We start from the raw sequence: 21,106 nt of genomic DNA, 5'->3' as shown, positions 1-21,106 counted from the left end.
GTGCCTGCGGACCCATCCAAGCGGCCGCCGGACGCAACTGCCCTATCCGTTATCTACGCTTACTACCTAACGTCCCGAATCTTGGAGGTTCGAGAAACTCCCGATGGACATAACCATCTCCCTTATCACCACCCTCGTTTTGACCCTCATCAACGGCTACTTCTCTATGTCCGAGATGGCGCTCACCACGGCAAAGCGCGCCGTGCTGGAGCACGAGGCCGAGGAAGGCGACAAACGCGCCGAGCGTGCCGTTAAGCTGGCTGCCGACTCCGACCAGCTGCTCGCCACCATCCAGGTCGCCATCACGCTCGTGGGCTTTGCCTCGTCCGCCGTTGCTTCGACGAGCCTGTCCGACCCGCTCGCCACGTGGCTCATGAGCTTTGGCATCGCGCCGCTCTCTGCCATCGCGCGCGGACTGGCACCGGTCATCATCACCGTTGCGGTTGCCTTCGTGTCCATCGTGATTGGCGAGCTTGTGCCCAAGCGCATTGGTCTGGCCAATGCCGAAGGCGTGTCCAAGCAGGTCGTGGGGCCGCTGTCGTTTTTCCAAAAGATTGCCCGTCCGCTCGTGTGGCTGACTGGTGCTTGCTCCGATGGTCTGGCCCGCATCCTGCGCATCAAGAGCGCCGACGATCGCCAAAACGTCTCGGAGGAAGAGATTAAGTACATGGTCTCGGAGCAGGACGACCTGCTCGACGAGGAAAAGCGTATGATCCACGAGATCTTCGACCTGGGCGATACCGTTGCCCGCGAGGTCATGGTGCCGCGCGTGGACACCACCATGTGCGAGGACGACGAGACGGTCGCCGACGTGCTGTCCACTATGCGCCAGACCGGCTTTAGCCGCATCCCCGTCTATCACGAAGATCCCGACAACGTGGCGGGCATCGCGCACATTAAGGACCTGATTCAGCCCTCGCTCGACGGCGAGGGCGACCAGCCCATCGCCGGTTATTTGCGCGACGCCACCTTTGTGCCCGACACCAAGGACATCCTGCCGCTGCTGTCCGAGATGCAGACTTCGCACGACCAGATCGTGGTGGTCGTGGACGAGTACGGCGGCACGGCCGGCATCATTACCATCGAGGACATCGTCGAGGAGATCGTGGGCGAGATCGAGGATGAGTTCGACCCTGACAACAAGTACCTCACGCGTCTTTCGCGCCGTGAGTGGCTCGTCGATGGGCGTTTTTCGTGCGATGATGCGATTGAGCTTGGTTGGCCGCTCGAGGAAAGCGATGATTATGAGACCATCGCCGGCTGGATTTTGGAACTTTGCGACTCGGTGCCCGACATCGGAGAGGTGTTTGAGGTTGCAGGGTACAAGTTCAAGGTGCAGTCGATGCGTGGCCAGCGCATCTCGCTTATTCGCGTGATCGCTCCGGCCGAAACCGATAAGAAGGATTCCGAGTCCTCGGCAGATAAGCCGGCGACGCCGGGCGCGGGCTCTGCGGACCCGCACGACGGCGACGAGTAGGGCAAGGAAGAGTAGGGGAGAGTTATGGCAGGCCTGTTCAACATCCTTAAGGTCACCGTCAGCGAGGACAAGATCTGCGCGCATGTGCTGGTGAACCCCGGCATGCCGCTCATGACCTCGGAGGACATCGAGGCCACGGCGCGCGTGTACTACCTGGTGCCCGCGATTGCCAAGCACCTGTGCCTAGGCGATTCCGGTCGTGAATTCCAGGACTGCATGGGCCAGACCGAGCTTTGCCATCTGCTTGAGCACGTGACAGTGGAGCTCATGAACGAGACCGGTCTCGCCGGCAGCATTTCGTGCGGCCGTACCCGCGTAAGCGAGCACGATGAGCGTGTCTTTGAGGTTGAGCTTTCATGCCCCGATGACGCGCTGGCCATCGGCGCGCTGTCTTCGGCGACCTTTATGATGGACTGGGCCTATCTGCACGCCGACCAGCCTGCCCCTGACGTGGAGGGCACGGTCGCGGGCCTGCGCAACCTGGTGCTGGGTATGCGCGCCGAGGCCGAGGGCAAGGATCCGCACGAGGCCATCGCCGCCGCAAACGCCGAGGACGGGGCCGAAGGCGAGGCTCCTGCCGATTCCGAACCCGGCGTCGAGGCAGCTGCTGAGGAAGCTGTTGAGTCCGAGCCCGTGGAGACCCAGGGTGTTCCGAGCTTTGACGATGAGCTGCAGGAGGCAATCGATACCGAGGGCGCGACCGCCGAGAGCCACGAGGCCCCCGCTGCCGTCTACGGTGGCGCGGCGACGGTTCCGGCAGGCCCCGCACAGGAAGGTGCGCTTCCGCTCGTTGATGGCGCCGGCGAGGACCCGGCGGCCACGGTGGCCATGCCTGCCATGCCGCAGGAGTAGGATCACTCGCTTATCACTATCATGTACCTGCGCTTTTACCGTACGCAGATGTGCGCGACGGCAAGTGTTGCGCTGCGGGTATAATGGACAGCATTCAAACGGTGGGCATCGAGGTGCCCGCAGGAGAGGAATGATCATGGGAAAGACTTTCAGCTTTGTCTCCGGTGCGCTCTTTGGCGCTGCCGCCGGCGCTATCATCGGCGTTGCTCTGGCCCCGCGCTCGGGTGCCGAGACCCGTGCCATGGCCGCCGATATCGCCAACGATGCCTGGGACAACATGCGCGACACCTACGAGCACGGTGCCGAGGAGGCTCGTGCCGCGGTCAACGACTTTGGTCCGATGGTCGACGCCAAGACCGATGACCTGCGCGCCAAGGTCGACCTGGCCCGCGAGCGCATGGACCAGCTTCGCGAGCAGCTCAACGACGCCATCTCGGGCGGCAAGGTGACGCCCGCTGCCGACGTCGTGGTCGAGAACGTCACTGAGGCCGACACCGAGGCCACGGAGCCCTCGACCGAGGCATAATGCGCGCAGGGGATTTTGTCGGCGTCAAGGTTTATCGTAAGCCTGCCGAAGACAAGCGCACCAAAAAGGACGGCACGCCGCGCAGCCCCAAAAAGCTCGGCAAGATTCACTTTCCGGTCTTTACCCCGGGCGGTACGCGCGTGGTGGGCTTTATGGTTCGCCAGTCCGATATCGCGGGCATGATCGAGCGCCCCGATCGATTTGTGGCGCTCGATGCCATCGGCGTCTATGAGGGTGCTGTCGTGGTCGACGACGTCAAGGGCACCTACGATGCCGCCGCGGCCAAGCGCCTCGATATCAACCTGGACGACTGCATCATCTGGGTTGGCATGGACGTGCGCACGGAATCGGGCGATGTCGTGGGCTACTGCTCGGACGTTGAGTTCAAGCCGCGTTCGGGTATCGTGCAGACGTTCTACGTGACCGCCGGCACTGCCTCGAGTGTGCTGGTGGGCGACACACAGATGCCGCCGACGATGCTGCGCGGCTACGAGAACGGCGCGATGATTGTCTCGGACGAGGTCAAGTCGCTCGGGTATTCGGGTGGCGCGGCCGCCAAGGCTGCCGAGGCCAGTGTCGTGGTGGGCGATAAGGTCAAGAAGGGCGCCAAGGTGCTCGATGACAAGGGATCGGTCGCCGTGGACAAGGGCAGTCGCGCACTGGGCAAGCAGCTCGGCAAGACGCGCGGTATGTTCAAGGCCTTTAAGGACGAATATCAAAAGGCGAGCGGGGGCTCGTCAAAAGCTAGCAAATAGCGACGTACCAAATGACGGGGGGGCGAGCCGGAGACATGTTGCTCCGGCTCGCTGTGTTTATGGGGGAGGGCACATGCGCCAAAACGGATCTAACTTAAACGGGCGCTCGGGTGCGCGTCCGACGGCGCGACGCGACCTGGGGCAGCTGCCCAGCGGTCAGCGTCGACGTCGCCGTAAACCCGGCGCGATGTACCTCAACCATAGCCGTGGGTTTAGCGATCGCAGCGCGCGCATCGGCAACGGGCGCTCACCGCGCCGACCGTCCCGCCTGCCCTATGCGCTCATCGCTGTCGGCTGTGCGCTCGTGCTGTTTATCGCTGCCGTCGTGGGCTATGTCAATCGCAGCGTGGACATTGTGCTCAATGGGGAGCAGGCTTCGGTGCGCGTGGGCTCCACGTTGCAGAACCTTATCGATGATCAAGGCCTGACCGACACCTACGATGCCGGCGACTTGTTGGCTGTCGACGATAGCGTGCTTACCCGCCGTGGCGGCGAAAAGCTGTCGGTGAAGGTGGACGGCAAACGGGTGAAGCAGGGCAAGTGGAATAGCCGCGAGCTAACGGGCGGCGAGAAAGTGACGGTCAAAGACGGCCGCGACACGTACGAGAAGCACGAGGTCCAGGTCACGACCATTGAGCCCAAGTTGAAGGTCGAGGGCACGGGCGCTATCGAATACGTTAAAACCTGGGGCGTTCAGGGCCGCTCCGAGGTATGGGTCGGCGAACAGTCGGGCAAGACGCAGGACCGCGGCGAGGTCGTGCCCGCCACCGACTGCGTAGTCGAGTGCGCGAGCGTAGCGCCCAAGGGCAACGAAAAGTACGTGGCCCTGACATTTGACGAGGGTCCGAGCGGCGCGACCAAGCAGGTCTTGCAGGTGCTCAAGGAAAAGGGCGTCACGGCGACGTTCTTCCTTTCGGGCGATGCTGCGGAAGCCTCGCCCGCTACTGCCAAAGCGATTGTCGATGCCGGATGCGAGATCGGCTCCAACAGCTACAGCGATGATTCGCTCAAGGGCAGGGATCGCGAGGCGGTGCGCAAGCAGATCTCGAAGGGCACCGAGGCGATTAAGTCGGCGACCGGCGTCGAGACGATGTTGCTGCGTGCTCCCTACGCCGCGTTTGACGAGCAAAACTGGATCGATGCGATGGACCTGGTGTCTGCCGTGGTCTCGTGGAATGTCGATTCGGGCGACTGGCTGCTCAACGGCGCCGACGAACAGGTTTCGACAGTGCTCGAATCGGTGACTCCGGGCAACATTGTTTTGTTCACCGATAGCGACGAGTGCTCCGAACAGACGCTCGAAGCGCTGCCGCAGATCATCGATGGCCTTGTCGCCAAGGGCTACAAGATCGTGACGCTGAGCGATTTGGTGAAGACGGATACGTCGCTGAGCAAAAAACTCACCTCGCTAACGAAGACTTCCATGCCCAAGAACGCCGTGTTTCCCCAGCTCGCCGAAGATAACGACACCGCAGACTAGTCATGGGGGACGTTCTTAAACGACTATGTCACGGATACGTCAGCGTTTGATATGCCTGCGATGTTTGGAGCATAAATTTGGCGTCACGGCGCGATGCTGATGCTATAGTTACTGCGGATAACAAGGGTCAAGAGAAAGGTTGCAGGTGAAATCCAAACCTCGACCATACAGTCGATGACCCCTTGCAGGTGCTTCTTGCGCATGCACGGGGTGTGAGCGCCGAGCGGTGTGCCGCCCGCGCATGCGTATACATATCTAAAAGTCCACGGATGGCGTGCCGGCATGGCCACGGTCCGAAGGAATAATGATGGGGAGCACCAGTGAATTATCTGAGTGAGATGCTCAAGCTGCCGGTCTTGGACGTCGATGGCGAAAAGCTCGGCGTTGTGAACGATTTTGGCATTGCTACCGGCGAAGTTTTTCCGCACGTGACGTCGCTCGCGTTCCGCGGTCCCGGCAAGACGCCGTTTATGATCAGCTGGCGAAAATGGGTCGACCGTATCGACGAGACGGGCGTATACCTTAAGACGTCGGCCACCGAAATCCGTTTTTCGTACCTGCAGCCGACCGAACTCTTGCTCGCGCGCGACGTGCTCAATAAACAAATCGTCGACACGCAGGGCATGAAGGTCGTGCGCGTAAACGACATCAAGTTTTCCATGTCGGGCGAAAATCAGCTGCGCCTGCTGGGTGCCGAAGTCGGTGCCCGCGGTCTGCTGCGTGCAATCAGCCCCGCTCTTGAACATGTCGTCGAGGGCTTTATGAAGCACCTGGGCAAACCGCTCGGCGAGGACATCATCGCCTGGTCCTACATGGACCTGCTCGATCGCTCGACTAAGAACATCCAGCTGTCGGTGTCGCATAAGACGCTCGGCGAGCTGCATCCTGCCGACATTGCCGACATTATCGAGCAGCTCGATCCTCGCCTGCGCGCGCAGGTGTTCGCGCAGCTCGACACCGCCCAGGCCGCCGAGGCCATCTCGGAGTTCGATGACGACGAGCTCATGACCGAGATGCTCGAGGGCCTGTCCGACACGGATGCGTCGTCGATGCTGGCCATGATGGACCCGGACGACGCCGCCGACCTGATCGACGAGCTCGATTACGAGAAGGCCGAGAAGCTCCTGCGCCTGATGGGCGTTCAGGAGGAGAAGGCGATTCGTAACCTGCTGGGCTATGAGGAAAACACTGCCGGCCGCATTATGACCTCGGAGTTTGTCTCCCTGCCTGCCACGGCGACGGTCGGTGACGCCATCGAGGCGATCCGCAAGCTCGACGAGGATTTCGAAAGCGTCTACTACGTCTATACCGAGGATCCGAGCGGTATGCTGACCGGCGTGCTCTCGCTGCGCACGTTGATCGTGGCCGACCGCGACGCCACGCTGGGCCAGCTGGCCTACCGCGACCTGGTTTATGTGTCGCCCGACGAGGACCAGGAAGACGTAACGGATGAGATGACCAAGTACGACCTGGTCGCCATCCCCGTCTGCGATGAGAACCGCCACATCTTGGGCATTGTGACCTTCGACGACGCCATGGACGTTATCGCCGAGGAGCACCAGGAGGACCTGCAGATCGCAGGCGTCGGCTCGGGCGATAGCGCGTCCGACGACTCGACGAATGTGCTCAGCTGGTTTGTGCATCGCCAGTACTGGGTTGTCGTGTGGGGCATTGCCTCGTGCATCATGGCGGCAGTGCTGGGGACGGCGCTGGGCTCCGCGCATCTGGTGGTGTTCCCCATGTGCGCCATGCCGCTCGTGCTGCTGGCTGCCTCGCGTATGGTGTCGTTCGTCAAGAACTACTTCCTGGAGTACGACGGCCATGACGATGAGCCCAAGCCGTATCTGGGATTCTTCTTCCAGAGCACGGGCATGGGCCTGATCCTGTCGCTCGTGACCTACCTGTGCGCTCAGCTGGTGCGCACCACGGCGTTCCCCGACGCGCCCATGCTTGAGGAGCAGCTCTTTACCGGCTGCTTTAACATCGCGGCCATCGTCTGCCTGATTGGCAACATGAGCGCTGTGATTTACCTGATGGTGCTGTTCTGGCGCGACGAGCACGACCTCAATACGTCGGGTACCGCCATGAACGTCATTGCCGTCATGATCTCGTGCGTGGCGTACTGTGCCGCTGCGGTGCTGCTCACTATGTCGGTCATGGGTTAGGTGGTCGCGTGCAAAATAGCAAGCAAAAGCAGGGCACCAAGCAAAAGCTGACCATCGCAGCCATCTTTGGTGCCATGGGTCCTGGCCTTCTGGCGGCGCTTTCGGGCAATGACGCCGGCGGCATCGCCACGTATTCCAGCGCCGGTGCCAGCTATGGCTACAAGATGCTCTGGATGCTTCCCGTCATGACCGTGCTGCTCATCGTGACGCAGGAGACCGCGGCACGTTGCGGCTGCGTGACGGGCAAGGGCCTGGCCTCGCTCATTCGCGAGCGCTTTGGCGTGCGCAAGAGCGTGCTGGCCATGGCGGCGCTGCTGATTGCCAACACAGCCGTGACCATTTCGGAGTTTGCGGGTATCGCGAGCGGCCTTGCCCTCTTTGGCGTGCCGGCGAGCATCTCGGTGCCGCTTGTGGCGCTGATGGTTTGGATGCTTACCATGTCGGGTAGCTTCCAGCGCATCGAGAAGATTCTGTTGCTGGTGAGCTGCGTGTTTGTGACCTACATTGTCGCTGCAATTATGGCTGGTCCCAGTTGGGGCGAGGTGGCGGTCGATCTGGTTGTACCCAACATTCAAAATGACCCCAGCTACGTGTCGCTTGTGGTCGCGACGATCGGTACCACCATCGCGCCCTGGATGATTTTCTTGGCACAGAACAACGTGGTCGATAAGAATGCGGGCGAGGACGATATCGTGTTGCAGCGCATCGATACCGTGAGCGGCTCGATTGCCGCCGATGTCATTGCCGGTTTTATTATCATCACGACCGGTACGGTATTGTTCCCCGCGGGCATTCAGATTAGCGATGCTGCAGACGCTGCCCGCGCGCTGGAGCCCATTGCGGGCCAGTGGTCCACGGTGCTGTTTGCCTCGGGCCTGGTCGCGGCGAGCTTCTTGGCCGCCTGTGTGCTGCCGGGCGTTACGTCCAGCGCTATCTGCGAGGCGTTTGGCTGGGAACGCGGTGCCGATCGCAGCTGGGACGAGGCCCCGGTCTATCGCGGCATCATTACGGCAATCATTGGCATTTCTGCCGTGCTGGTGCTCATGCCCGGCGTCGACCTGTTCCAGATTATGATGACCTCGCAGGTCATCAACGGCGTGTTGCTGCCCGTGGTTCTGGTGTTCCAGGTGGTTATTGCCGCCGATCGACACATTATGGGTGCCAACCGCAACGGCCGTGTGTGGAATGTGCTCACTTGGGCGACTATCGGCGTTATTACGGTGCTGACGGTCGTTATGTTTGTTCTGCAAGCGATGGGCTACAGCGCGTAGCACCTCTCTTGGACTCTAAACAGGCCGCCGCCATGGGCTGCGGCCTGTTTTTGTCTGCTATAGGGTGCTAGTTATATACCGATGTGCAGCTATAAAGCCGCCTCTGGGGTGAATTAACAGCCCAGAGGCGGCTTTGTAAGTCGCGGAAGTGGTCCCAAGTGCCGGATTGTAAGCAGATTTGGCGGTGCGTTACTTGTCGGTGCCTAGCTTGTGCGGTTTGTAGGCGAGGGCGTTGACGAGTGCCTCGGCAGCGGATTTGACAGCCGCCGGCTGCGGATCGTTAACGTGGTCCTCGGGGTGCACGGGTAGGTCCTTCTTGACGGCATTGTGGATGAGCTTAAGGTACTCGGTCACGCCGGCGGTCGAAAGATGCGTGCCGTCGCCATCGAACAGGTCGTTGCGGTTGGCGCTGTGCCCGTACCAGTCGATAACGCGTACATTCTTGTAGCGCGTAGCGGCGTTGGCGATGGCCTGGTTCGTGGACCCGACCCACGGCTGCGGGCTGCGCGTGTTTACAAACACGACAATACGCTGATCACCGGCGTCGGCCATGATCGCGTCGACCTGGGCGTCCGTTACCAAACCGTTGGTGCCCAGGGCAAAGACCACGATCTTGCCGGCAAGGTTCTGCTGGATATAGCCCTCAAATGTCGCGCGGCCCGCATCAAACTGGCGGCCCTTTTCGGCATCGATGTGGCTGTGCGGGAACACGCCGTCAAAGGCATCGACGGCGCGCAGGGACACGGAGTCGCCAATCATTAGCAGGTCGTAGGCTCCGTCGGGGAAGCCGTCGTCATCTTTGTCGGTGTCATCGGCCGCCTGTTGATCTTGAGGCTTTGCATTTTTGGCCTCCTTGTTTAGGATTTCGGCGCCCTTGCCGCTCAGCGCGGATGTGTCGGGCACAAAGACCAGGCCGCCCAGCGCCACAACAAGCGCGACGGAGCAAACGGCGCAGGTGGGGACATGTGCGCGCACCCAGCCGGCGGGCGTGGTGGTGCCGTCGCGGAGCTCGGAAACAGTGCGCCCAAAAGCGCCCTTCCTAAACGGCGTTTCGATAAAGCGATAGGAGCACTCGGCCACGGCGACCACCAACAACACCTGCAAAATGTAGTGCCACCAGGGCGTGTCGTTAATGTTGGCGACCGGGTTCATGAGGAGCAGCAGCGGATAATGCCACAGGTAGATGCTGTAGGAGCGCTTGCCGATCCATACGAGCGGCTCGGCGGCCAAGGCCCGTGCGACCATGCCCTGGGGCTGCACGCATGCCGCGATAACCATCAGTGTGAGGATGGAGCACAGCAGCGTGCCTCCGCGATACTGAAACGCGGTATAGCCGTTGGTGAGCGCGACCATGGCGGCGAGTCCGACCAGGCCAACGACGCCCATCAAATCGATGGATGCGGGGGAGGACCAAAAGCGTGCGAGCTCACTTGGCTTTGTCGTGGCGGCCTCGGCGGTGTCGCTCTTTGACTTGCCGTGCTTGGCGGCGCCGGCCAGTCGGTCGAGCCCCAGATGGCGGACAAGGCGCGCAGGCGCCAGGTCGCGGTCGGGGATAAAGGCCATCCAGGCGCCCAGCAGCAACGAGAACACGCGGGTGTCGGTGCCGTAGTACACGCGGCTGGGGTCGGTGGCGGGGTTGTAGAGCACCATCATGGCGACGGCGGAGACGGCGGCGAGGCCCAGGACCACGCGGCGCGTGTTGGGCTTGCTCATGTGCACCGACACCATGGCGAGCAGCAGCGGCGGCCAAATAAGATAGAACTGTTCCTCGATGGCAAGCGACCAAAAGTGCGTGAGCGGCGAGGGGTCGCCCAGGGCGTTAAAGTACGAAACGTCCTGCATGATCTGCCACCAGTTATTAAAGAACAGCAGCGACGGCAGGATGTCGGGGCGCATCTTGGTGAGCATCACATGGTTAAAGACAGTGCACAGTGCGCAGGTCACCACCACGACGGTTACCACGGCGGGGAACAGGCGACGGATGCGGCGGATCCAGAAGCTCTTGAGATCGATACGACCGGTCTTTGCGATTTCGTTGAGGAGCAGGCGCGTGATCAAGTATCCCGAGAGCACAAAGAAGATCGTGACGCCGAGCAGGCCGCCCTGAGCCCACGTGAGGTTGAGGTGATAGAGCACCACCGCGACAACGGCGAGCGTGCGAAGGCCGTCGAGGGCGGGGATGTAGCGAGATTTGGGACGCGTGGGCGCCTGTTCTTTTGCGGCGCTGTCGGTGCGGGCGCCCTTGTTGGCGGGCGAGCGATGGGAGCCTGCAGCGCGGCGCGGCTCGGTGGTTTGGCGGTTAGTGCGCGAACGTTCGTGCGGCGCTTGTTGATCGCTCGCATGGCGTGAGCTGCGCGAGCTCGATCGCGGGAATTGTTCCATAAAACATCATCCAATGACGAGAATAATCAGCACGCTTTCATTGTAGCCGCCTACTCCTGTGAATGCTTGCTGCTGGCGTAAGCTCAAGCGCGCGTCCACATCAAAGTGAACTAAAGTTATAGAGGTGCGAGAGTGCACGATTGACGGCCGACAGCGGGTGCAGAGCCCGCGGACGAGGAGGTTTTCATGGCAGATTGCGGCATCGTTGCGGTGTTCGGCAGCATGAACATGGACCTTTCGGTGGCGTGCGAGCGCATGCCGCGTGCGGGCGAGACCGTCGGCGGCAGCGGGTTTATCACCAACGCCGGCGGCAAGGGCGCCAATCAGGCCGTAGCAGCTGCGCGCATGGGCGCGCGCACGCGCATGATCGGCGCGGTCGGCCGCGACGCGTTTGGCTCGTCGCTCGTGGCGGGGCTCCAAGATGCTGGCGTGGACTGTGACTTTGTGGCGCGTCGCGACGACGTGGAGACGGGAACGGCGACCATCATTCGCTGTGAGGGCGATAACCGCATCGTGCTATCGCCGGGCGCCAACCATGCACTTGCGGGCGAGGACGTTGCCCGAGCGCTGAGGCGTCTGGTGGCCGATGAGCTCGATAGTAACGCCAGCGAGATTGCCCCGGCTGCCGGAAGCGTCTTTATCGCCCAGGGCGAATGTGACCTTGCAGCGACGGCCGAGGCGCTTGCTTGCGCTCACGAGCTGGGGTTTTATACGGTCTTTAATCCAGCGCCAGCCTGCGAAGTGCCTGCGGAGGTCTGGCCTGCGGTCGACCTGGTCTGTCCCAACGAGACTGAGTGCCAGGTACTGACGGGCATCTTGCCTGCAGACGATGCGAGCTGCGTCGCGGCGCTCAATGCCTTGCTCGCCAAGGGTGCCGGCGCCGCGGTCATCACGCTGGGCGGCGCCGGCTCGGTTACGCTCGGCGACGACGGCGAGCTGCTGCGCATGCCGGCGCTTTCGAGCGCGGTGGTCGATACGACGGCCGCGGGCGATACGTTTATCGGTGCGCTTGCCGCGGCTCGTCTGGAGGGCCTGCCGCTCTTTGAGTGCATGGCCGCGGGTGCTCGCGCCTCGGCAGTGACGGTGTCGCGCCTGGGCGCGCAGCAGTCGATTCCCACGCGTGCCGAAGTTGAGCGCGTGTTTGATTTAGACGATTTAGTACAAGACGGAGAAGCGGAGTAGAACAATGGCAACCAAGAAGCTGATCCTTGATCTGGATATGGGTGTGGACGATGCGATGGCGCTTGCCTATGCCATCGCGAGCCCCGAGGTTGAGCTCGTGGGCATTACCACGTGTTTTGGCAACGTGCGCGTCGACCAGTCGGCGCGCAACTGCCTGGCGGTGCTCGACTTGTTGGGCCGTCCCGAGGTACCGGTGTACCTGGGTGCCGACCGTCCTCTGCAGGCGACTGAGCCCTATACGCCGCCGGCGTCCACAGCGCTCATCCACGGCAAGAACGGCATCGGCGGCGCGAGCGTGCCCGCGTCGCCCTACGAGCCGGTGGGGGCGACGTCGGTCGATGGCAACGCTGCAGTCGATTATCTAATCGATGCCGCGCGCACTTATGGTCCCGATCTGGTCTACGTAGCGACCGGCCCGCTCTCCAACCTGGCGCTTGCCCTGGAGCGCGATGCGGCGGCGGTGATGTCTATCGGCCGCGTGGTGGTGATGGGCGGCGCCCTGACCGTGCCCGGCAACGTGAGCGCGGGCGCCGAGGCCAACATGGCAAGCGATCCCGAGGCGGCCGATGCCGTGCTGCGCTCGGGCCGCAAGCTCACCATGGTGGGTCTGGACGTGACGCATCGCGTGGTGCTTACACGCCGCGACATTGCCGGCTGGACGGGCTCGGGCACCATGGCCGGCTGCGCGTTTGCGAGCATGGTCGAGCACTACATTGGCTCGTACGAGATGAACGCACCCTACCTGGGTGGTTGTGCGCTGCACGATCCGCTGGCCGTCGCCGTGGCGATCGACCCCACGCTCGTGGGTGCGCTCGGCTGCAACCTGCGTGTTGATCTGCTGGGCGAGTATCGCGGCCGCACCATTTGCGACGAGCATCGCCTGTCCGATCCGGACAAGAGCGCGCTTGTGGCGCTGACCGTGGATGCCCCGCGCTTCCTGTCCGAGTTCAAGACGCGCATGGCCCGTGTTCTTGGCTAGATGATTTCCGTGCCCCGCCCCATGTAGTCAATTTGGGACGGGGCTTTTTTAGCTACCGAGTAAATGTGCCCGTTGGGGGAATAGTCGTGCCACTTCGCTTGACAACAGGCTAAACTAGCTCATAAACATTTACTATTCTGTTTAGATTGAATTTGCGGTCGTTTAGTTGTCGAGTCATCAAGTTGCGATGCTCCGCCACGGCCGTTGCTAGGGGGAACAATGGCCAAAGCAAGTGTTCGCGAGATCAGCCGCATCACCGGTTTTTCGCCTGCGACCGTGTCCAACGCGCTCAACCGCAAGCGCAGCGTGAGTGAAGAGACCGCCAAGGTCATCCTGGAGTGCGCGCAATCGCTTGGCTATCAGCAGTCGACGCAGCTCGAGAGCATTCAGTTTGTGCTCGCGCGCAAGACGGGCGCCATTCTGGACGAGAGCACCTTCCATCCCGCGGTCATCGAGGGCGTGGAGCGCCAGGCGCGTCGTCACGGCATGAGCACGAGCTTTGTCTCGCTCGACTTTAGCGACTTGGACGCCGTGCGTCCGCAGGTCGAGGGCCTGATCGCCGATCCGTCCGCCGCTATCGTGCTGATGGGCACCGAGCTGGGCGAGGAAGACTACGCCCTGTTTGCCAACGCTGCCGCCCACCTGATCGTGCTCGATGGCTGGAGCGATCGTCAATACTTCGATGCCGTAGTCATTGCCAACACCGACTCGGTGCTGCGCGCCGTGGATCACCTCATCGAGAAAGGTCACAGGCAGATCGGCTATCTGGCAGGCGACCTTCGCATCCGCAACTTTAAGGATCGCGAGCGCGGCTATCGCCAAGCGCTTGAGGACGCAGACCTTGAGGCCAACCCGACATGGCGCGTTACGCTGGGCACCACGCTCGAGGGCGCCTATCGCGACATGGGCGCATGGCTCGACAGCGTCTCGCGCGACGACCTGCCGACGGCTTTCTTTGCCGAAAACGACGTGCTCGCCGTGGGTGCCATGCGCGCGCTCAACGAGCACGGTATTCGCGTGCCCGAGGATGTCTCGATCATCGGCTTTGACGACCTATCTCTGGGTGCCTTCTCCAACCCGCCGCTCACCACGGTGCACGTTCCCAAGCACGAGGTGGGCGAGATCGCGGTGCGCCGCCTGGTGGGCAACATCCGCAATCCCAAGAGCTATACCTGCAAGACAGCCGTATCGACCTATTTTGTCGAGCGTCAGAGCGTGCGTGAGATCTAGGCAAAGGCAACGCCGGGCCGCAGGGCGGCAAAGCTCGCTAAGGCAGAAAATAACGTCAACCAAAAGGGGTCCTTCGGGGCCCTCTTTTTGTTGCCCTTGTATGTTCAGTTTGTTTACATACCGTTTAGGCTGATTTCTCTACCGCCCACGGGTATTTCGCGTTAAACTTCTAAACACTTGAATAAATATTTAGTAAACAGAACAAAACGAAACATGCGTCTGTTTACTGAACATGTGATTAGGGGAGGACGTACATGGACAAGATCAAGCTCGGTTTTGTGCCCACGCGCCGCAGTATCTTTAGCGCGCCGGACGCAATCAAGTATCGCGGCCTGACGGCTGATCGCCTGCGTGAGATCGGCGTCGACATCGTGGATATCGACGACATCAATGACGAGGGCCTGCTGTTCGACGACAGCCACATTGAGCCTATCGTCAAGAAGTTCCGCGCCGAGGGCGTCGATGGCATTATGCTGTGCCACGCCAACTTTGGCACCGAGTACGTTTGCGCTCGCCTTGCCCGCGAGCTCGGCCTACCCGTGCTGCTGTGGGGCCCGCGCGACGAGCGCCCCGAGCCTGACGGCACTCGCCTGCGCGATAGCCAGTGCGGCCTGTTCGCCACCGGCAAGGTCCTGCGCCGCTTCCAGGTTCCCTTCACCTACATGACCAACTGCCGCCTGACCGATCCCGAGTTCGAGCGCGGCGTTTGGGACTTCTTGGCCGTGTGCAACGTGGTAAAGACCTTCAAGCGCACCCGCATCCTGCAGATGGCCACCCGTCCATTCGACTTCTGGTCGACCATGTGCAACGAGGGCGAGCTGCTCGAGAAGTTCAACATCCAGCTTTCGCCCATTCCCATGACCGACCTTGTCCAGGCCGTGCGCGACGCCCAGGCCGACGAGCAGGCCATGGCTACCATGCTTGCCCACATCAACGACAGCTTTGAGATCTGCATCCCCGAGGATAAGGTTACCGCGGTCGCCGGTCTTGCCATCGCCATGAAGCGCCTGGTCGAGAAGTACGGTTGCAACGCCGGCGCCATTCAGTGCTGGAACGCTCTGCAGGACGAGCTGGGCATTATGCCCTGCGCCGCCAACGCCATTCTCAACGAGATGGGCATTCCTATCGTATGCGAGACCGATATCCACGGCGCCATCACCGCGCTGATGGTCGAGGCCGCCGACCTGGGCCGTCACCGCGGCATGTTCGCCGACTGGACCGTGCGCCATCCCGATAACGAGAACGGCGAGCTGCTGCAGCACTGCGGCCCCTGGCCCTGCAGCTGCGCGGCCGTCAAGCCCAAGCTCACCTATCCGCTGGCTTTCGATCATCCCGGCGCGCTGACGGCCGAGGCCAAGCATGGCGACCTCACCCTTGCCCGCTTTGACGGCGACAACGGCGAGTACTCGCTGCTGCTGGGCAACGCCCGCGGCATCGACGGCCCGGCCGGCATGGGCACCTATCTATGGGTCGAGGTCGACAACCTCAAGCGCCTCGAGGCCAAAATCGTCGAGGGTCCCTACATCCACCACTGCGTCGCTATTCACGCCAACGTGGTGCCGGTGCTCTACGAGGCGTGCAAGTACCTCGGCATTGCCCCCGACCTGTACGACCCCATCGAAGAAGACGTTAAAGCCTACCTGCGAGGAGAGTAGAAATGGCAACTATCGAAGAGCTTGAGTCCCTGCGTTGGGACCTTCGCCGCGATTGCGTCGATATCATCATGGCTGGCGCTGGCGGCCACATCGGCGGTGACATGTCGGTGATCGACGCCCTCATGACCCTCTACGCCAACCACCTCAACATTTCGCCCGAGACCGTCGACGATCCCAACCGCGACCGCTTCGTGCTCTCCAAGGGCCACGCCATGGAAGCCTACTACGCGGTGCTCTGCCACGAGGGCTATCTTGACCTCGACGACGTCAAGGCCCGCTTCTCCAAGTTCGGCAGCCCCTACATCGGCCACCCCAACAACAAGCTCAAGGGCATCGAGATGAACTCGGGCTCGCTGGGTCACGGCCTGCCCGTGGCCGTGGGCATGGCGCTCGCCGGCAAGATGGACGGCCGCGACTACCGCGTCTACACCATCATGGGCGACGGCGAACTTGCCGAGGGCTCGGTCTGGGAGGGCGCCATGAGCGGCGGCAACTACCAGCTCGATAACCTGTGCGCGCTCGTGGACCGCAACCGCCTGCAGATCAGCGGCAGCACCGAGGACGTTATGAAGCAGGACTCGCAGGAGGAGCGCTGGGCCGCCTTCGGTTGGAACGTGCTCTCCATTCCGGGCAACGACGTCCGGGCCATCGACGCCGCGCTGACGCTTGCGGCCGAGACCTGCGGCAAGCCCACGGTCATCATCCTCAACACGGTGAAGGGCTATGGCTCGCCTGTTATGGAGGACAAGGCCGCCTGGCACCATCACCTGCCCAACGATGAGGAATATGCTCAGATCATCGCCGATTTCGCTGCCCATAAGGAGGCCGTCAATGGCTAACAAGATCGCCAATCGCAAGGTTATCTGCGACACGCTGCTCGAGGCCGCGAAGACCGATAAGGACATCGTCGTCCTGTGCTCCGACTCCCGCGGCTCCGCATCGCTCACGCCGTTCTTTGATCAGTATCCCCAGCAGTCCGTCGAGGTCGGCATTGCCGAGCAGGACCTGGTGAGCATCGCCGCCGGCATGGCTTCGTGCGGCAAGAAGGCCTGGGCCGCCTCGCCGGCGTCCTTTGTGACCACGCGCTCGTATGAGCAGTGCAAGGTTGATGTCTCGTACTCCAACACCAACGTCAAGCTCATCGGCATCTCGGGCGGCGTGTCCTATGGCGCCTTGGGCATGAGCCATCACTCCGCGCAGGATATCGCCGCCATGAGTGCGATTCCCAACATGCGCGTGTATCTGCCGAGCGACCGCTTCCAGACCGCCGAGCTCGTGCGGGCCCTGGTCGCCGACAACAAGCCGGCCTACATTCGCGTGGGCCGCAACCCGGTCGAGGACGTGTACACCGAGGACGAGTGCCCGTTCCAGATGGATCGCGCCACCTGGGTGCGTCGCGGCACCGATGTGACGCTCGTCGCCACCGGCGAGATGGTCCGCCATGCCGTGGACGCTGCCGACCTGCTGGCCGAGCAGGGCATCTCGGCAACGGTGCTCGACATGTATTGCGTCAAGCCGCTTGACGCCGAGGCCGTGATTGAGGCTGCCGGTGCCACGCGCGCCGTCGTGACGGTCGAGGAGCACAGCCCCTTCGGCGGCCTGGGCTCTATGGTCGCGCAGGTGGTGGGCGAGCATTGCCCGCGTCCGGTCAAGTGCCTCTCCCTGCCCGACGCACCGGTCATCACCGGCACGAGCCCCGAGGTCTTCGCACACTACGGCCTGACGGGTGCCGGAATTGCGCAGACCGTCGCCGAGTTCCTCGGCAACTAGTAGATACAGACGCTGCGCGGCCGCCAAGCACCGCACCTTGCCGTTCAAACCGTCGCTTGCGTACGCAAAGTACGCGGCGCTCCTCTTTCACGGCAATCTGCGGCACTTGACGGCCGCTCGCTCCTTGTCCGCCAGTCGTCTTTGATTTGGCGGAAGGAATGGGAGAGTACATGAGCAAATACATCATCGGAATCGATCAATCCACGCAGGGCACCAAGGCGCTGCTGGTGGACGAGGGCGGCCATTTGATTCATCGTGCCGATCGCTCGCATCGCCAGATTGTCAACGAGGCCGGCTGGGTGAGCCATGATCCGGCCGAGATCGCCGCCAATGTGCTGGCCGTGGCGCGTGCCGTGGTGGAAGAGACCGGGGTCGACCCTGCCGACATCGCCGGCATCGGCATCTCCAACCAGCGCGAGACCACCGTTGCCTGGAACCGCGCGACGGGCGAGCCGCTGTGCGACGCCGTAGTGTGGCAGTGCGCCCGCGCCCGCGAGCTGTGCGACAAGCTGGCCGCGCGCGGGGGTGTGGCCGAGCTGGTGCGCGACACGACGGGCCTGGTGCTCTCGCCCTACTACCCGGCGGGCAAGATGGCCTGGATCATCGCGAACGTTCCCGCTGCTGTCGAGGCTGCCGCGGCAGGCGAGCTGTGCCTGGGCACCATCGATGCCTGGGTGGTCTGGACGCTCACGGGCGGCGCAGAGTTTCGCTGCGACTGGTCCAACGCCAGCCGCACGCAGCTCTTTGACCTGCGCCGTGGCTGCTGGAGCGAGCCGGTGTGCGAGGCCTTTGGCGTCGATGCGGCCTGCCTGCCGCAGGTGACCGATTCCGATGGCCTGTTCGGCATGACGGACCTGGGCGGCTTTTTGCCGGCACCCGTGCCCATTCACGGCGTGCTGGGCGACAGCCATGCCGCTTTGTTCGCGCAGGGCTGCCATAGCCGCGGCATGGCCAAAGCGACCTATGGCACCGGCAGCTCGGTCATGATGAACGTCGGCGACGAGTTCGTTGCCAGCTCGCACGGGCTTTCGAGCTCGCTCGCATGGCGTATGGAAGGCGTGGCCGAGTACGTGCTCGAGGGCAACGTGAGCTACGCCGGCGCCGTCAAGACGTGGCTGCGCGACGATCTGGAACTCATCAATAACCCCGAGGAAGTTACCGACCTGTGCTACGCCGCCAATCCGGCGAGCCGCGTCTACTTTGTGCCGGCGTTTACCGGTTTGGGCGCGCCGCACTGGGCGAGTGACGCCGAGGGCTGCGTCTTTGGCATGACGCGCACCACGGGCCGCGCGGAGTTCGTGAAGGCCGCCGACGAGTCGATCGCCTATCAGATCTTTGACGTGATCGATGCGATGGTCGAGGATTCGGGTGCAACGTTGGCCGAGCTTCGTGTTGACGGCGGTCCCACGCGCGACGCGTACCTGATGCAGTTTGAGAGCGACTTGGTTGGCTCGCCCATCCGCATCGCGAGCAACGACGAGATGAGCGGCCTGGGTGCGGCCTGGGCCTGCGGCATCGCGCTGGGCATGTACACGCGCGATGTCGTCGATGTCTACGGCGCCCGCGGCATCGTGGAACCGTCGATGCCCGCTGACGAACGCGCCAAAAAGATCGCCGGCTGGCGCCACGCTGTCAAATCAACAATTGCATACACTGCCTAGCATGATTTTTTAGGACGGGATTAAAAACTCATTGATCCCCGTCCCGGGCAGCTCATTTGGGACGGGGCTTTTTTGACTGGTATGATTGGTGCGACCATTCGAACCAGCTAAAAGAGCCCCGTCCCAAATTGACTATCGAGAGGATCTGCCATGGAGCGCATCGCGAGCTTTTCCGTTGACCATTTGCAGCTTGAGCCCGGCGTGTACGTGAGCCGCATCGACCGCGATCCGGCGACCGCCGCTGTCGTTACCACCTTTGACCTGCGCCTGACCACGCCCAACAAGGAGCCGGTCATGAACACGGCCGAGTGCCACACCATCGAGCACCTAGGCGCGACATTCCTTCGCAACCATGCCGAGTGGTCGAGCCGCATTGTCTACTTTGGCCCCATGGGCTGCCGCACGGGCTTTTACCTGGTCGTTTTTGGTGAGGTAACGAGCGAGGAGATCCTGCCGCTCGTGCGTGAGTTGTTTGAGTTTGTCGCCGACTTTGAGGGCGATGTCCCCGGAGCCGCTCCCGAGGAGTGCGGCAACTACCTGGACCAGAACCTTCCCATGGCAAACTGGCTCGCGCGCCGCTACCTCGACCGCGACCTGGCCGATATCGACGAGAAGCACCTGCACTATCAGCAGGCGTAAGGGCTTATCGCCCAAAACACGCACATTGGGCGCCTTCGCTTATGCGGGGGCGCCTTTTTGTTGAGTGGTCTGGACGAGCGTTCAAAATCGCTCATGTTTGTTCTAGAATGTTCGTATAGTCACATTTACGAACAGGAGTGAACATGCATATCTACTCTGTCAACGATCTCGAGTTCAAGTCCTATGGCCGCGTGTGGGACGACGTCCCGTCCGGCCTGACCGCTCCACTCGTCGAGGCACTCTCCGCTACGCCCATCCCCGAGGGCAGTAAGTACGTAGCGAGTACGCCGGAGCTCGAGGGCGTTAAGGGTGCCGATAAACTGGGCTTTCTCATGTTTGGTGGCCGTCCCTTCCAGCTCGGCTGGTGCAACGGGCACAACACGCGTCTCAACTGCCTGGAGTACCACCGTGCCAGCGAGTTCAACCTGGGGGCGCGTGACTTTATCCTGCTCGTGGCGCATCGCTGGGAGATCGAGGGCGGCAAGCTCGATACCGCGTGCGTCAAGGCGTTCCGCGTGCCGGCAGGCAAGGTCGTCGAGGTTTTCAACACCACGCTCCACTACACGCCGTGCATGGTCGACGACGGTGGCTTCCAGGTGATGGTGGCGCTGCCCGCCGGCACCAACGGTCCGCGTCCCGAGGCTGCGGCCGATATGCCTGCTGCCGGCGACAGCTACTGCTACTGGAAGGCCGACAAGTGGGTTCTCTGCCATGCTGACAGCCCCAAGGCAGCCGAAGGCGGCTACGTAGGTCTCATCGGCAAAAACCTCGACATCGCCTGCGACTAGAATCTTCTGTCTCGATCTGTAACATCTAGCGGGCTAAATCGTCTCTACCTGTTACAGATTTAGACAAACTGCAAGGGACTGGCCGAATAATCTCAATCTGTAACACCTGGCCCGGTTTTGGCGGCCTACCTGTTACAGATCGAGACAAATCGCCCCAAACCACCACAAAGGTGCCTGTCCCCTTGGTGGTGAATTGGGCAGGCGGGTATCAAAAAGTGTCAGGCGGGGTGGCTGCCGGGCGCCTGCACGCGAAAAGAAGTATCGGCCTGTGCCACCGCCGTTGAGCGACGTGCC

The 21,106-nt window shown here is 62.2% G+C and carries 17 protein-coding genes; 16 read left to right on the top strand and 1 reads right to left on the bottom strand.

Going from position 1 to position 21,106, the window contains the following annotated elements:
- Positions 1 to 103: 103 nt before the first annotated feature.
- The 7 genes from ACTM82_RS04895 to ACTM82_RS04865 all read left to right on the top strand — a co-directional run bounded on the left by ACTM82_RS04895 (position 104) and on the right by ACTM82_RS04865 (position 8,526).
- The gene (locus ACTM82_RS04895; RefSeq protein ID WP_427793690.1) at positions 104 to 1,477 is read left to right on the top strand and encodes a hemolysin family protein; all 1,374 of its coding nucleotides are present in this window, start codon (positions 104 to 106) and stop codon (positions 1,475 to 1,477) included.
- Positions 1,478 to 1,501: 24 nt separating this feature from the next.
- Positions 1,502 to 2,329: a cyanophycin synthetase family protein gene (locus tag ACTM82_RS04890; protein WP_441054747.1), complete on the top strand. Its 828-nt coding sequence runs from the start codon at positions 1,502 to 1,504 to the stop codon at positions 2,327 to 2,329.
- A gap of 136 nt (positions 2,330 to 2,465) precedes the next feature.
- Positions 2,466 to 2,855, top strand: a complete 390-nt coding sequence (locus ACTM82_RS04885; protein ID WP_441054745.1) for a YtxH domain-containing protein — start codon at positions 2,466 to 2,468, stop codon at positions 2,853 to 2,855.
- Complete coding sequence (locus tag ACTM82_RS04880) at positions 2,855 to 3,610, top strand: PRC-barrel domain containing protein (protein WP_441054743.1); 756 nt, start codon at positions 2,855 to 2,857, stop codon at positions 3,608 to 3,610. The genes ACTM82_RS04885 and ACTM82_RS04880 overlap by 1 nt, the downstream gene beginning before the upstream one ends.
- A 73-nt stretch (positions 3,611 to 3,683) precedes the next feature.
- Positions 3,684 to 5,090 (top strand): polysaccharide deacetylase family protein, encoded by a 1,407-nt coding sequence (locus tag ACTM82_RS04875; protein WP_441054741.1) that lies wholly within the window; start codon positions 3,684 to 3,686, stop codon positions 5,088 to 5,090.
- Positions 5,091 to 5,410: 320 nt separating this feature from the next.
- Complete coding sequence (locus ACTM82_RS04870; protein WP_427718082.1) at positions 5,411 to 7,255, top strand: magnesium transporter; 1,845 nt, start codon at positions 5,411 to 5,413, stop codon at positions 7,253 to 7,255.
- A 74-nt stretch (positions 7,256 to 7,329) separates the two neighbouring features.
- The gene (locus ACTM82_RS04865) at positions 7,330 to 8,526 is read left to right on the top strand and encodes an Nramp family divalent metal transporter (RefSeq protein WP_427747655.1); all 1,197 of its coding nucleotides are present in this window, start codon (positions 7,330 to 7,332) and stop codon (positions 8,524 to 8,526) included.
- Positions 8,527 to 8,715: 189 nt separating this feature from the next.
- Here the strand turns inward: ACTM82_RS04865 and ACTM82_RS04860 are convergent, their stop codons facing one another.
- Positions 8,716 to 10,908 carry an acyltransferase family protein gene (locus ACTM82_RS04860; protein ID WP_441054739.1) on the bottom strand — a complete coding sequence of 731 codons (2,193 nt, stop codon included), beginning with the start codon at positions 10,906 to 10,908 and terminating at the stop codon, positions 8,716 to 8,718.
- Between the two features lie 186 nt (positions 10,909 to 11,094).
- Here ACTM82_RS04860 and ACTM82_RS04855 point away from each other — a divergent pair, with 186 nt between their 5' ends.
- From ACTM82_RS04855 to ACTM82_RS04815, 9 genes are all read left to right on the top strand, one after another.
- The gene (locus ACTM82_RS04855; protein ID WP_441054737.1) at positions 11,095 to 12,090 is read left to right on the top strand and encodes a ribokinase; all 996 of its coding nucleotides are present in this window, start codon (positions 11,095 to 11,097) and stop codon (positions 12,088 to 12,090) included.
- A gap of 4 nt (positions 12,091 to 12,094) precedes the next feature.
- A complete protein-coding gene (locus tag ACTM82_RS04850) occupies positions 12,095 to 13,069 on the top strand; it encodes a nucleoside hydrolase (RefSeq protein WP_441054735.1) in 975 nt (324 codons plus the stop codon).
- A gap of 219 nt (positions 13,070 to 13,288) precedes the next feature.
- A complete protein-coding gene (locus tag ACTM82_RS04845; protein WP_427793677.1) occupies positions 13,289 to 14,299 on the top strand; it encodes a LacI family DNA-binding transcriptional regulator in 1,011 nt (336 codons plus the stop codon).
- A gap of 254 nt (positions 14,300 to 14,553) precedes the next feature.
- Complete coding sequence (locus tag ACTM82_RS04840) at positions 14,554 to 15,954, top strand: L-fucose/L-arabinose isomerase family protein (RefSeq protein WP_441054733.1); 1,401 nt, start codon at positions 14,554 to 14,556, stop codon at positions 15,952 to 15,954.
- Between the two features lie 2 nt (positions 15,955 to 15,956).
- A complete protein-coding gene (locus tag ACTM82_RS04835) occupies positions 15,957 to 16,793 on the top strand; it encodes a transketolase (protein ID WP_427718096.1) in 837 nt (278 codons plus the stop codon).
- Positions 16,786 to 17,724 (top strand): transketolase family protein, encoded by a 939-nt coding sequence (locus ACTM82_RS04830; RefSeq protein ID WP_427718099.1) that lies wholly within the window; start codon positions 16,786 to 16,788, stop codon positions 17,722 to 17,724. Before ACTM82_RS04835 ends, ACTM82_RS04830 begins: the two co-directional genes overlap by 8 nt.
- Before the next feature lie 170 nt (positions 17,725 to 17,894).
- A complete protein-coding gene (locus ACTM82_RS04825; protein WP_441054731.1) occupies positions 17,895 to 19,385 on the top strand; it encodes an FGGY family carbohydrate kinase in 1,491 nt (496 codons plus the stop codon).
- 150 nt (positions 19,386 to 19,535) lie between these two features.
- Positions 19,536 to 20,024, top strand: coding sequence for an S-ribosylhomocysteine lyase (locus ACTM82_RS04820; RefSeq protein WP_427727273.1), 489 nt, complete (start codon positions 19,536 to 19,538; stop codon positions 20,022 to 20,024).
- A 143-nt stretch (positions 20,025 to 20,167) separates the two neighbouring features.
- Entirely contained in the window at positions 20,168 to 20,812 is a 645-nt protein-coding gene (locus tag ACTM82_RS04815; protein WP_441054729.1) for a DUF4867 family protein, read from the top strand.
- The last annotated feature ends 294 nt before the right edge of the window (positions 20,813 to 21,106 follow it).

It is taken from the genome of Collinsella sp. HCP3S3_E5 (assembly GCF_052067635.1).
Taxonomy (GTDB): Bacteria; Actinomycetota; Coriobacteriia; order Coriobacteriales; family Coriobacteriaceae; genus Collinsella.
Note: the sequence above shows the minus strand (reverse complement) of the source record. Positions and strands in the feature narration are given on the sequence as shown.